The 12,195-nt window shown below is 73.9% G+C and carries 15 protein-coding genes; 12 read left to right on the forward strand and 3 right to left on the reverse strand.

Annotated elements, in window-relative coordinates; genetic code table 11:
• The first annotated feature begins 139 nt into the window (after positions 1-139).
• The 7 genes from ACWGIF_RS19335 (at position 140) to ACWGIF_RS19365 (ending at position 5,861) form a co-directional block, all read left to right on the forward strand.
• Positions 140-1,144 carry a tellurite resistance/C4-dicarboxylate transporter family protein gene (locus tag ACWGIF_RS19335; RefSeq protein ID WP_453498873.1) on the forward strand — a complete coding sequence of 335 codons (1,005 nt, stop codon included), beginning with the start codon at positions 140-142 and terminating at the stop codon, positions 1,142-1,144.
• Positions 1,141-1,851: a class I SAM-dependent methyltransferase gene (locus ACWGIF_RS19340; protein WP_453498875.1), complete on the forward strand. Its 711-nt coding sequence runs from the start codon at positions 1,141-1,143 to the stop codon at positions 1,849-1,851. The genes ACWGIF_RS19335 and ACWGIF_RS19340 overlap by 4 nt, the downstream gene beginning before the upstream one ends.
• A 9-nt stretch (positions 1,852-1,860) precedes the next feature.
• Positions 1,861-2,295, forward strand: coding sequence for a VOC family protein (locus tag ACWGIF_RS19345; protein ID WP_453498877.1), 435 nt, complete (start codon positions 1,861-1,863; stop codon positions 2,293-2,295).
• Between the two features lie 117 nt (positions 2,296-2,412).
• The gene (locus ACWGIF_RS19350; protein WP_453498879.1) at positions 2,413-3,099 is read left to right on the forward strand and encodes an epimerase; all 687 of its coding nucleotides are present in this window, start codon (positions 2,413-2,415) and stop codon (positions 3,097-3,099) included.
• Between the two features lie 57 nt (positions 3,100-3,156).
• Positions 3,157-4,365 (forward strand): RNA ligase, encoded by a 1,209-nt coding sequence (locus ACWGIF_RS19355; RefSeq protein WP_453498881.1) that lies wholly within the window; start codon positions 3,157-3,159, stop codon positions 4,363-4,365.
• A 3-nt stretch (positions 4,366-4,368) separates the two neighbouring features.
• Entirely contained in the window at positions 4,369-5,367 is a 999-nt protein-coding gene (locus ACWGIF_RS19360; RefSeq protein WP_453498883.1) for a phosphatase domain-containing protein, read from the forward strand.
• 143 nt (positions 5,368-5,510) lie between these two features.
• On the forward strand, positions 5,511-5,861 hold the full coding sequence (locus ACWGIF_RS19365; protein WP_453498885.1) for an NTP pyrophosphohydrolase: 351 nt from the start codon (positions 5,511-5,513) through the stop codon (positions 5,859-5,861).
• A 7-nt stretch (positions 5,862-5,868) separates the two neighbouring features.
• Here ACWGIF_RS19365 and ACWGIF_RS19370 read toward each other — a convergent pair whose 3' ends face one another.
• Positions 5,869-6,345 carry an SH3 domain-containing protein gene (locus ACWGIF_RS19370; RefSeq protein ID WP_453498887.1) on the reverse strand — a complete coding sequence of 159 codons (477 nt, stop codon included), beginning with the start codon at positions 6,343-6,345 and terminating at the stop codon, positions 5,869-5,871.
• Between the two features lie 293 nt (positions 6,346-6,638).
• On the opposite strand from ACWGIF_RS19370, the gene ACWGIF_RS19375 reads away from it, so the two are divergent.
• Together ACWGIF_RS19375 and ACWGIF_RS19380 are read left to right on the forward strand one after the other, a co-directional pair.
• Positions 6,639-7,013, forward strand: a complete 375-nt coding sequence (locus ACWGIF_RS19375; protein ID WP_374777748.1) for a YbjQ family protein — start codon at positions 6,639-6,641, stop codon at positions 7,011-7,013.
• Positions 7,014-7,208: 195 nt separating this feature from the next.
• A complete protein-coding gene (locus tag ACWGIF_RS19380) occupies positions 7,209-7,838 on the forward strand; it encodes a class I SAM-dependent methyltransferase (protein WP_453498889.1) in 630 nt (209 codons plus the stop codon).
• A gap of 109 nt (positions 7,839-7,947) precedes the next feature.
• Here the strand turns inward: ACWGIF_RS19380 and ACWGIF_RS19385 are convergent, their stop codons facing one another.
• Entirely contained in the window at positions 7,948-8,874 is a 927-nt protein-coding gene (locus ACWGIF_RS19385; RefSeq protein WP_453498891.1) for a DMT family transporter, read from the reverse strand.
• A 29-nt stretch (positions 8,875-8,903) separates the two neighbouring features.
• Between ACWGIF_RS19385 and pdxR the strand changes: the two genes are divergently transcribed.
• From pdxR to ACWGIF_RS19400, 3 genes are read left to right on the forward strand one after another with little or no spacing between them, the layout of a single operon-like run.
• On the forward strand, positions 8,904-10,433 hold the full coding sequence (gene pdxR, locus ACWGIF_RS19390) for a MocR-like pyridoxine biosynthesis transcription factor PdxR (protein ID WP_453498893.1): 1,530 nt from the start codon (positions 8,904-8,906) through the stop codon (positions 10,431-10,433).
• A gap of 43 nt (positions 10,434-10,476) precedes the next feature.
• Complete coding sequence (locus ACWGIF_RS19395; protein WP_453498895.1) at positions 10,477-10,965, forward strand: LPXTG cell wall anchor domain-containing protein; 489 nt, start codon at positions 10,477-10,479, stop codon at positions 10,963-10,965.
• 8 nt (positions 10,966-10,973) lie between these two features.
• Complete coding sequence (locus ACWGIF_RS19400) at positions 10,974-11,669, forward strand: RNA polymerase sigma factor (protein WP_453498897.1); 696 nt, start codon at positions 10,974-10,976, stop codon at positions 11,667-11,669.
• 217 nt (positions 11,670-11,886) lie between these two features.
• Here the strand turns inward: ACWGIF_RS19400 and ACWGIF_RS19405 are convergent, their stop codons facing one another.
• Positions 11,887-12,162 (reverse strand): hypothetical protein, encoded by a 276-nt coding sequence (locus tag ACWGIF_RS19405; RefSeq protein WP_453498899.1) that lies wholly within the window; start codon positions 12,160-12,162, stop codon positions 11,887-11,889.
• Between the last annotated feature and the right edge of the window lie 33 nt (positions 12,163-12,195).

Consider the following 12,195-nt stretch of genomic DNA (forward strand, 5'->3'; position numbering starts at 1 on the left):
CAGCCCTTCATGTGCAGTGCGCACACGCTCCGTTGATCCTGCGTGCAAGAGGTTTGCGCGGTGCGCCTGCGCAGCGCGTCGGAGCGCCGGTCGGCCCTGTCCGCTGGCGGCCCGCGGAGCCGTGGGGTCCGCTGGAGCGGTGAGCATCCTTCCTGGTCGCGGCTGGTGGGCCGGACTCCCGCCGGCGGCGGGAGCCGCCGTCATGGCCGCCGGCATCCTCTCCGTCGCCCTCACCATGACCGGGCACGAGGTGGCTTCCGTGGTCGCGCTGGGTGTCGCCGGGGTGCTGTGGCTCGTACTCGCCGCCGATTTCACCGCCCGGCTGCTCGGCGACCGGGGGCGCTTCCGCGCCGAGGCCGACACACCGGCCGCGTTGACGGCCGTCGCCGCCACCACCGTCGTCGGGACCCGGCTCTCGCTGCTGGGGTGGCAGACCGCGGCCGTCGTCCTGCTCGCGCTGGCCGCGGCGATCTGGCCCGCGCTGCTGTTCAACGTCCTACGGCACTGGCGGCAGCGCATGCCGGGAGCGGCGTTTCTCGGCTGTGTGGCCACCCAGGGGCTCGCCGTCCTCGCGGCGGTCCTCGCCGCGACCTGCCGTCAGGACTGGCCGGCCCGAGCGGCGTTGGCCGCCTTCTGCCTCGGCCTGGTGCTCTACGTGGCGGCCCTCCTCCGCTTCGACCTCCGTGAGGTGGTGGGCGGTGCGGGCGACCACTGGGTGGCGGGCGGGGCGCTCTCCATCTCGGCCCTGGCCGGTTCTGGCCTCACGGCGTCATCCGTATGGACCGGCCCGGTGCACACCGCCCTGCGTACCGTCACCCTGGTGCTCCTTGCCCTGTCCCTCGTCTGGTATGTCGTCCTCCTCACCGCCGAACTGCGCCACCCCCGGCCGCGTTACGACATCCGGCGCTGGGCCACCGTCTTCCCGCTCGGCATGACGGCCACCGCCTGCCTGTCCGTGGCGGGCCCGGCCGGCATCGCCTGGCTCCGCCCGCTGGGCGAGTTCCTCCTCTGGATCGCCGTGGCCGCCTGGCTGCTGACCTTTGCCGCCCTGATCGCCTCCCACGTCACCGCCCATCGCGCGGCCCGTCGTGCGACCCCTGGCGCCACACCCCGCCCGCCCGGCCCCGGGACAATGGACCGATGACGACGTCTCACCTCCTCCCCGCGCACGAGCTGGAACGCACCTCGGTGGTCGCGAACAGCACGATGAACCGCGAGCGCGGTCTGGCCGGAGTCAACAGCTACGCCCGCGAACTCGGCCTCGACCCCGTCGCCCGCCTCACAGCCCGCTCCACCACCCCGTCATGGCTCGACCTCTGCAGCGGCGAAGGCCGCGCCCTGCGCGAGGCCCGGACCCGGCTGCCCGCCGGAGCCGTCCTGACCGGAGTGGACCTCGTGGGTCCCCTCGTACCCGCCCCGGCCCCCGCCCCGGACATCCACGGGCCGGAACTGGTGACGGCCTCCGTCGCGCACTGGTCCCCGGACCGGACATACGACCTGATCACCTGCGTCCACGGCCTGCACTACATCGGCGACCAGCTCGGGCTCCTCGCCCGGGCCGCCTCCTGGCTGGCCCCCGGCGGCCTGCTGCTCGCACACCTCGACCCCGAATCGCTCCGCCGGGCCGACGGCGGCCCCGCGGGGCGGGCGGCCGTGGCGGCGCTGCGCGCAGCCGGGTTCCGCCACAGCGCACGGCACCACCGGGTCTCCCTCGACGGCCCGCGCGCGGTCCGGCTGCCCTTCCGCTACCTCGGCGCAGACCCGGCCGCCGGCCCCAACCACACCGGGCAGCCGGCCGTGGGCTCCCACTACGCGGTGGTTCCTGTGGCGGCCGCCGCGGCTCCTCAGTAGGGTCCCGGCATGGCATACACGTTCCAGGTGACGATCGACTCGGCCGACCCGCACCCGCTCGCCGACTGGTGGGCCGACGCCCTCGGGTGGGAGGTGGAGCCGAGCGACGAGCAGTTCATCCGGGGTTTGGTCGAAGCCGGCCATGCGAGTGAGGCCGACACCACGACCCACCGTGGCGTCCTCGTCTGGAAAGTGGGCGCCGCGATCCGTCATCCGGAGGGTCTCGAGGGCGCGCCCCGCATCCTCTTCCAGCTCGTCCTCGACCCCAAAACGGTCAAGAACCGGGTCCACCTGGACGTCCGTACCGGCTCCGACGACCCGCAGGCACTGGTCGAGCGCCTCGTCGCCAAGGGCGCCAAGCACCTCCACGAGGGAAGCCAGGGCCCCTCCACGTGGACGACGCTCGCCGATCCGCAGGGCAACGAGCTCTGCGTCTCGCACTAAGGCGTCCGCACGGGAACAGCCACGCCCTCGAACGGCGTCTCGAATCCGAGTCCCGCCTGCGGCGATGAGCCCGGTGATCGCCCTGTACCGCCCCGGACAGGGCCTAGGCTGCGTGCCGTGAACGTCATCCTCTTCGGGGCGACCGGCATGCTCGGCCGGGGCGTCCTGCGCGAATGCCTGCGCGACGATTCCGTCGAGCGCGTCCTGGCCGTCGGACGCACCCCGCTCGGCGTCAGCCACCCCAAGCTGCACGAGCGCGTTCAGGACGACCCGTCCGACCTGACCGCCGCGGGGCTCGACCCGGCCTCGTACGACGCCTGCTTCTTCTGCCTCGGTGTCTCCTCCGTCGGCATGAAGGAGGAGGAGTACCGGCGCATCACCCATGACCTGACCCTCGCCGTGGCCCGGCCGCTGGCAGCCGCCAACCCCGCCATGACCTTCGTCTACGTCTCCGGCGAGGGCACGGACAGCACGGAGAAGGGCCGTTCCATGTGGGCCCGGGTCAAGGGGAAGACCGAGAACGACCTGCTGGAACTGCCCTTCCGGGCCTACATGTTCCGCCCCGGGATCGTCCAGCCGGTGCGCGGCGTGCCCTCCAGGACCCGGCTCTACCGCCTGCTCTACGCGGTCACCGCACCCCTGATCCCGCTGCTGCGGCGGGTCGCGCCGAACCTCGTCATCACCTCCGAGGCCTTCGGCCGAGCCATGATCGCGGTCGCCACGCCCGGTACGGAGATCCCCGGCCACATCCTGCGGCCGGCGGACATCAACCGCCTGGGAGGTGCCCGGACCAGGCATAATTGAGTACCGGGCACACCCTCCCGCACGTGAGAATGAGCCATCTCAAACCGGGAGGACCCCATGAGCCAGGAGACCCTGACTCTGCATGCCCTGCTGCCCGCACAGGCGCTGGCGGACTCGATCGACGCCGGGTACGTGACCCGCAAGACGCACCCAGAACTGCCGCTGTCCATCTACACGTACACGCGGACGGCCCAGTACGAGCGCGTCTGGAACGAGGTCACCACGCGCTGCCGCGGCCTCGTCGCCGACGACACCACGGGCGCGATCGTCGCGCTGCCGCTGCCGAAATTCTTCAACGTCGGCGAGCACGAGTCGGGGCAGCCGTACGCCCCCGCCCTCCCCGATGAGCCGTTCGAGGTGTACGACAAGGTCGACGGGAGCCTCGCGGTGGTCTTCCACTACGCGGACCGCTGGCGGGTCGCCTCCAAGGGTTCCTTCATCAGCACCCAGGCCACCTGGGCCCAGCGCCGGCTCGACGGCAGGGACACCGCGGTCCTGCGCCCGGGCACCACGTACCTCGCGGAGATCCTGTACCCGCAGAACCGCATCGTCGTCGACTACGGAGACCGCCGGGACCTCGTCCTCCTCGCCGCCTTCGGCGTGGACGGGACGGAGGTCCCGCTCGCCGAGGCCGCCACCCACTGGGAGGGGATCGGTTCCGTCGTCACCGTGTGGCCCGCCATGCCCATCGACGAGCTGATCGCGCTCACCGAGTCCAACACCCTGCCGGGCGGCGTCGCCGCGACCGGCACGCAGGCGGAGGGCTTCGTGCTGCGCTTCGCCTCCGGTGTGCGCGCGAAGGCGAAGCTGTCCGAGTACGTACGGCTCCACCGGGTGCTCACCAAGGTCACCGAGCGGGACATCTGGCGCGCCCACGGCATCCAGCGGTTCGCAGGCCTGCCCGCCAAGCAGCTCGCCCAGGGGCTGGGATGCACGGTCGCCGAGATCGAGGCCTCGGACGGCAAGCCGCTCGACGCCCTGCTGAACCAGGTACCCGACGAGTTCGACACCTGGGTGCGCGAGGTGATCGACCGGATCGAGGACGCGGCCGGGCAGCGCGAGCGCGCGATCGACGAGGCGTACGCGGGACTCGGCCACCTGGCCGCCGACCGGGGCGCCTTCGCCCGCGCGGTGAAGGAGCTGCCCGACCGCGAGATCCGCGCCGCGATGTTCCTGCGCCTGGACGGCCGGACCACGGACCTCGCCGTGTGGCGCAACGTCCGGCCGGACACGTCCGACCCCTTCACGATCGACGAGGAGAACTGACCCGTGTCCGAAGAGACACCCGCACCCACGGCCGTCGCCGTCGCCGTTGCCGCCGCCGAGGAGGCCCCGCTGCCCGTCGTCCACGTCATGACGGGCCTGCCGGCCTCGGGCAAGACGACGGCCGCACGCGCTCTGCAGGCCCAGGCCGGCGGGCGCATGCGCCGCGTCAATCTGGACGACCTGCGCTTGATGCTCGACCTGCCGGACCCCGAGCGGGGCCGCAGCTTCGCCCACGAGCAGACGGCGCTGGCCGTCCAGGACGCGGCGGTCCGCGCGGCGGTCGACGGCGGTTTCGACGTGGTCGTCGACAACACCCACTTGACCAAGCACATCCCCAAGCGTCTCAAGGCGGCGGTCGGCGGTCTCGCGACCTTCGTCGTGCACGACTTCACGGACGTCCCGCTGGAGGAGTGCCTGCGCCGGGACGCCGCCCGGGAGCGCCAGGTCGGCGAGGAGATCATCCGTGTCCTGGCCGAGAAGCACCAGAAGGCGCGCAAGGGAGGCTGGCGGCTGACGTCGGAGTGGATGAACGGCGGGTCCGGCGGGATAGCCGTGCCGCCCGTGACGGAGTACGTCCCCGACCCGGCGCTGCCGGCGGCGGTGATGTGCGACATCGACGGCACCCTCGCGATCACCGGTGACCGGGGACCGTACGACTTCTCGCGCTGCGAGTTCGATCTGCTCAACGAGTCGGTACGGCACGCGCTGGACGCCTTCCGGCGTGCCGACGGCGACGTGATCGTGCTGCTGTCGGGGCGCAGTGAGGAGCACCGTCCGCAGACCGAGTCCTGGCTGAGGAGGTACGACGTGCCGTACGACGAGCTGTGGATGCGCGCGAAGGGTGACACGCGCCGCGACGACGTAGTGAAGGCGGAGCTGTTCGACGCGCATGTGCGCCACCGTTACGCGGTACGGATGTCGCTCGACGACCGGGACCGGGTGGTCGCGGTCTGGCGCCGGATGGGCCTGCCCACCTGGCAGGTCAACTACGGCGACTTCTAAGGAGTGTGCGTGCCGGACCCCGCCGGTCGGACGGGACGTTGACGACACGACCCGAGGGGATGTCGCGCGGCGAGGCGCGCGACCGGACGCCGCGAGCCCGGCATCATCGGCAGGACACACCCCCCAAGGCGGAGGCGGTCCCTATGACGCGCGTGCTGATCGTCGATGCGGCGAACGTCGTCGGTTCGGTGCCGGACGGCTGGTGGCGCGACCGGCGGGGCGCGGCTGAGCGGCTGCGTGACCGGCTGGCCCTGCGGGGCGGGGACGAGGAGATCGTGCTCGTCGTCGAAGGCGCGGCCCGGGGCGTCGAGTCCGTACCCGGTGTCCGGGTGGACTCGGCGCCCGGCAGCGGCGACGACCTGATCGTGGAACTGGCCGCGGCCTATGCGGAGCGCGGCTGTGTCGTGGTCACGGCCGACCGTGAACTGCGCGAGCGGGTCCGGGCGTACGGCGTGCGGTGCGTGGGGCCGCGTACCGTACGCCCGGCGGACTGACAGCGGGTCAGTGGCAGTACTTCACGTGCGTGAGGTTCCTGACGTAGCGGGCGGAGACCCAGCGCTCCTTGTCGTACGCCCGGCGGTCCGGCCGTGCGACGCCGTTCTCCCTGCCGTCGTTCTCCCCGTCGTCGTACTTCTCGGCCAGGCGGTACCAGAGGCGGTTCCCGTCGACCTTCTCGCCGTTCTCCTTGCAGTAGATCTCGACCCTGCTGTTCGGAGAGACGTGGCCGACGCTCCTCGACTGCGTGGTCGGCTTGCTGCGGACCTTCAATGGGCCCTTCGAGACGACCTTGCCGATCGCGTACTCGTCGTAGGGGTATCCGCCGGTCTGCCCGTTCGCGGGCCCGCCGACGATGATCTCCCGCGGCGGCCGCTGGTCCTTCGGATCCTCGTCCGCGACCGCGGCGCCCGCTGCTCCGACCAGACCGAGAACCAGGCTTCCGCCGGCGAGAGCGAGGGTGGTTCTGGTGGGCTTCAGCATGAGCCGGCTCCTCTACGAAGACGTCCGCCCTGCCGCGGCGCGCGGCGCGGGGTGGCAACCAGGCGGTTGCCACGCACGACTATGACGAGGAGGGGGCCGTTCGCCCCGGTGGCTCACCGCCGTTTAGCCCGATATGACCAATCTGTCTTGCGGGAGCGCGGCGGCCGTGCCCGCCCCGTCCAGCCGTGCCCAGGCCGTGCTCGTGGCCCACGAGTTCGGCCTCGCCGCCCGAATGCACTGATCGCACGGCTCCCCGGATGCGGGCCGCGGCGGGCCGGGCGAGAGTGGGTGCCATGGGTATCGATGACTACGGCGGCGGGCCCGGCGCGCACGAGACCGGCGTCCTCGTCGTGACGACCAACGACGTCCCCGGCTACCGGGTCGAGCAGGTCATCGGTGAGGTCTTCGGCCTCACCGTGCGCTCCCGCCACCTGGGCAGCCAGATCGGCGCGGGCCTGAAGTCGATGATCGGTGGCGAGCTGAAGGGTCTCACCAAAACCCTCGTGCAGACCCGCAACCAGGCCATGGACCGGCTCGTCGAACAGGCGAAGGCGCGAGGCGCGAACGCCGTGCTGATGATGCGCTTCGACGTCACGGACGCCGCCGACGTCGGAACCGAGGTGTGCGCGTACGGGACGGCCGTGGTCCTGGTCCCCGCCTCCGCCTGACCGCTCGACACCCCTCGACCCCGGCCACCGCCGGCCGCAGAGGGCGGGAGCTACGACTGACACGTCCACAAGGTCACTTCGGTCTGCTACCGGGGCGGCCGCCGAACGCGCCGGTCGGGCCGAACGCGACGATCGGGCCGTGCGGGCGGGAATCCGACCGTACGGTGGACCCATCGCGACGAAGGGGACGGCCCGATGAGTCAACGCAAGTCGGCGGCAGAGGTGTTCGACGCGCTGGGGGAGCGCTACGAGGAGGTGTTCGGGCAGGTACCAGGTCAGATCGCGGCCCTTGACTGGCTCACCGCCCGGCTTCCCGGCGGAGCGCGTGTGCTGGACGTGGGGAGCGGTACCGGACGGCCCACCGCCGAGGCGCTGGTCCGGGCCGGCTGCGCCGTGACCGGCATCGACGTCTCGGCGGCCATGGTCGCCCTGGCCCGCACACGGGTACCGCAGGCGCGCTTCGAACAGGCCGACGTGCGCACGTACACACCCGAAACGGGAGGGTTCGACGCGGTGTGCGCCTTCTTCCCTCTCCTGGTGATGGACCAGCCGGACGTCGCGCGGGCACTGGACCGCATGGCGTCCTGGGTCGCGCCCGGCGGGTACTTCGTCATGGCCACGGTGCCGGGGGACATCCGGGGCCTGGACATCGAATGGATGGGTCACGAGGTCACCGTCAGCAGCCTCTCCACGGAGGACCACCTGGCCCGCCTCGCCGACCTCGGCCTGGAGGTCTTGCACCACCACCTCGCGCCCTTCCAGCCCGCCGCGCCCCTGGCGGGCCCCGAGGAGCACCTCTTCTGCTACGCGCGGCGGCGCCCGTAGCCGGTACGCGGTCCGGCCCCGGTCCGGTCGCTCGGACCGCGCTCGCGGATCGCCCCGAGCGCGCCCGCGGATCGCCCCGAGCGTGCCCGCCCCGAGGCGGACCGGCACCTCAAGGGGATGCGGCCGCCCGGTCGGTACGGGGCGTGCGCACGGGCGTCCCGGGGCCGCGGCCCGGACGCAGACCGGCCGCCAGCCCTGCGATCACCACCAGCAGGCCCAGCCACACGGCGGGCCCCGGGACCCCGCTGCCCGTCAGGATCCCCGCACCGGCCGCGGCCAGGGGCGCGACCCCGGTGAGCAGCCCGGCACGGCCCGCGCCCACCGCGGCCACCGTGCGGTACCAGAGGAGGAACGCCACCGCCGTCACCATCACGGCGAGGTAGCCGGTCGCCGCCCACTGGGCCGGTCCGAGCGATGCCAGATCGGCCGGGCTCTCGAAGACGACCGTGAGCCCCGCCAGCATCAGAGCCCCCAGCCACACCGCGTGTACGGACACCCCCCACGGGCCGTGCCGGCGCAGCACCGGCACGGCGAGCAGGGTGAACGCGGCCTCGCAGGCCAGGGCGAGGGCCGCCCAGGCCACCCCGGCCGCGTCCGTCCGGCCGGTCCCCTCGACCAGCATCGCCCCGGCCACCACCACCGGAGCCGCCAGCAGCACCTGGCGGCTGGGCCGCCGTCCCTCCAGGAAGGGGCCCATCAGTCCCAGCACAATCGGTACGGAGGCCACCGCCACGGCGATGACGGCCGGTTCGGCATGCGCGACCCCGCGGACGACCGCCACGTTGAACAGCACCAGCCCGGTCGCCGCGATCCCGGCCAGCCACAGCCACTCCCGGCCGCGCGGCCGCAGGACCGGCACCCCGGCGGCCCGGGCGAGGGCGAGCAGCAGCAGGGCGGCGACCGCGTAGCGGACGGCCTGGGGGGCGAACAGCGGGGCGTCGGCGAGTGCGCGGGAGACGGTGACGCTGCTGCCGACCAGCGCCATCCCGGCGATACCCGGGGCCAGATCCCGGAAGGCAGTGGATTGTGTCTGCATGAGTTCCAGTCTGGCGGCACAATGGCCCCATGAGCAGGTCCAATGAAGGCGCCGTCAAGGGGTCCAAAACCGGGTCCGAAGGCTTGAGCGGCTCGGACTTCCTCCAGCTCGACCTCGGCCAGGCCCCGCCGGGCGGCCGCACCGAATGGCTGGCCGCCCGGCTCCGCGCCGCCATCGCCGACGGCACGCTGCCCGTCGGCAGCCGGCTCCCGGCCAGCCGCGTCCTCGCCGCCGACCTGCGGGTCTCCCGGGGCCTGGTCACCGAGGCCTACCAGCGGCTGGCGGAGACCGGTCAGGTCTCCGGCCGCGGTCGCGGCGGCACCGTGGTCGTCGCCGCCCCGCCACCGGTGGCCGCGCCCGCGGCCCCGTCCGAGCGCGGCGGTCTCGTGGACGCCCTGCGCGCCGTGCCGTGCCGAATCGACCTCTCACCCGGGCTGCCCGACCTGACCGCCTTCCCGCGCACGGCCTGGCTGCAGGCCGAGCGCCGGGTGCTCGCCGCGCTCACCCCGGCCGACTTCGGCTACGGCAATCCGCAGGGCACGCCCGCGCTGCGGGAGGCGGTCGTCGGCTGGCTCGCCCGGAACCGGGGGATCCGCGCCGATCCCGACGAGGTGGTGATCGTCGCGGGCGTCGCGCAGGCCCTCGGCCTGCTGGCGCACGTCCTGCGCGAGCAGGGCGTGCACCGGGTCGCGGTGGAGGATCCCGGTTCGCTCGGGACCCGGCAGCAGCTGGAGTACGCGCGGCTGGAGACGGTGCCCGTACGGGTGGACGAGGCCGGGCTGGACGTGTCGGAACTCCGGGCGAGCGGGGCCGGGGCCGTCCTGCTCACCCCGGCGCACCAGTTCCCGACCGGCGTCGTCCTCGACGGCGAGCGCCGCCGCGACCTGCTCGGCTGGGCGGCCGCCGGGGGACTGGTCATCGAGGACGACTACGACGCCGAGCACCGCTACGACCGGGCCCCCGTCCCCGCGCTGCGCGCCCTGCTGCCCGAGGGCGTCTGCTACGCCGGGAGCGTCTCCAAACTCCTCGCCCCCGCTCTGCGCCTCGGCTGGCTGCTGGTCCCGCCGCACCTGCGCGACGCCGTGACCGCCGCCAAGCGCTACGCCGACCTCGGCAACCCGGTCCTCGCCCAGCTGGTCCTCGCCCGGCTGATGGAGTCGGGCGAGCTGGAGCGGCACCTGCGCTTCGTCCGGCGCCGCCACCGCCGCCGCCGCGACGTCATGCTCGGGGCCGTCGCCGACCGGCTGCCGGGGGCACGGGTCCACGGCGCGGCGGCCGGCCTGCACCTGACGGTCACCTTCGACGGCGCCGGCTTCGACGACGCGGCGCTGGCGACGGCGGCCCTGGCTCTGGGAGTCAAGGCCCATCCGCTGTCCTGGCACCGCATCAGACCCGGCCCGCCCGGCCTGATCCTCGGTTATGCGGCGGGCTCGGCGAGCGAGATCGAGGAGGGAGTCGCCCTCCTGGGCACGGCACTGGACGGGCTGCCCGGCACCGGGCGGAAAGTTTTTCCGGAAGGGCGGCAACCTCCCGCGGGGTCGCGCGTCGTGCGGGGGTGAAGGGCGCAGTCCCGCGTCCTCGACCCGACCGTGGAGAACCACCGTGAAGAACCTGAAGCGCGTCCCCCTGGCCATCCGCCGGGCGGCCGTCACCTTTGCCGCCGCCGGGGTGGTGGCGGCCCTCGCCGGGCCCGCCTCCGCGGCGAGCGGCAGCTCGGCCGCGCCCGCCCCGGCGGTCAGCGTGCCGGCCGGTGCCACTCCCACCACGGGCGGTCCCCGGCCCGTGCCGTCGGTCAGCACCCAGCCGAGCGCGGGATCGGACGCGAAGAGCGCGGCCCCCAGTGCCGCTCCGAGCGCTCCGGGCGCTCCGAGCGCCGCCCCGAGCGCAGCTCCCAGCGTGTCCGCGACGGCTCCGGGGGGCGACTCGCGGCCCAGCGCCTCCCCGTCCGACCCCGCCGCCGCCCCCGCCGGGTCCGAGCTCGCGCATACTGGCTCCTCGGCGACCACCATGGCCCTGGGGGCGGGCGCCACCGGCCTGATCCTCGCCGGAGCCGGAGCCCTGTACGCCGTGCGGCGCCGCGCGAACCACTGAGGAATCCTGTGCTCCACCTCGCACCACCCGTCGGCCCCCTCACGCCCGGCTTCGGCCGGGCGTGGCGGGGCCTGTGGTCGTTGCTGTGCCGAGAGCGTGCAGCCCCGCGTCCGTCCCGGCGGTCGGCCCGGGCCTCGTACGCGTCCTCGTACGCGGACCCGTACGGCACCTCATCCCCGTACGACCACACCGCCCACACCGGCCAGGACGGCCCGCGGCCGCCCACCGTCACGGAGCTCTACCACGCACACCGGCTGCGGATGGTCCGGCTGGCGGTGCTGCTCGTCGACGACCTCGCCACCGCCGAGGACGTGGTCCAGGACGCCTTCACCGCGCTGTACCGGCGCCACGGCGAGCAGATCACCGAGGTCGACAACGCGCTGGGCTATCTGCGCACCGCGGTGGTCAACACCTCGCGCTCCGTCCTGCGCCGCAGGCGCACCGTCCGGGCCTGGACCCCGCCCGCGGTGGCCGACGTACCGTCCGCCGAGGACCACGTGGTCCTGGACGAGGCGCACCGCGAGGTGCTCGCCGCGCTCGGCCGGCTGACGCCGCGCCGGAGGCAGGTTCTGGTGTTGCGGTACTGGGCCGACCTCAGCGAGGCGGAGATCGCGCACACCCTCGGGATCAGCCGGGGAGCGGTGAAGTCCAGCGCGAGCCGCGGCCTGGACGCCTTGGAACGGATTCTGGAGGGACGGATATGACGCGTGACGGCGAACGCCTTGCCGCCCGCCTCGCCGAGCGCCCCGTAGAGCGCCGGCTGCGGCAGGCCCTCGAGGCGCGTGCGGACAGCATCGACGTCCGCCGGCTGCGCCCCGCGAACCCGCCGGGACCGCAGGCGGGACGGCTGCCCGTGGAAAGGCTGCGGCGTTTCGCGGTGCCTCTGGCGGCCGGCCTGGCGGCGGCTGCGGCCGCGATCGGCTACCTGCTGCTGGCTCCGGATCCGGCGCCCCGCCCGGTACCGCCCGCCACCCCGCCGAGGATCACGGCGCCGGGCCCGTCCCCGCAATCCCCGACGTCACCCGCGCCGCGGCCTCCCGGGTCGGCGAGGCCGACCCCGGGCGTCGACGCGTCGGGATCCCCGGTCGCGTCGTCGCCGCCCGGCGCCTCGGCGACCCGGTCTGCGCCGGCCTCGCCGAAGCCGTCGGGCGCGGGCATGCCCTCGGCGAGTCCGTCCACCGCGCGGGGAGGCGTCACGACATCCTCACCGCCGTCGAGCTCCGCTCCCCG

Source organism: Streptomyces sp. NPDC054849 (assembly GCF_053610945.1).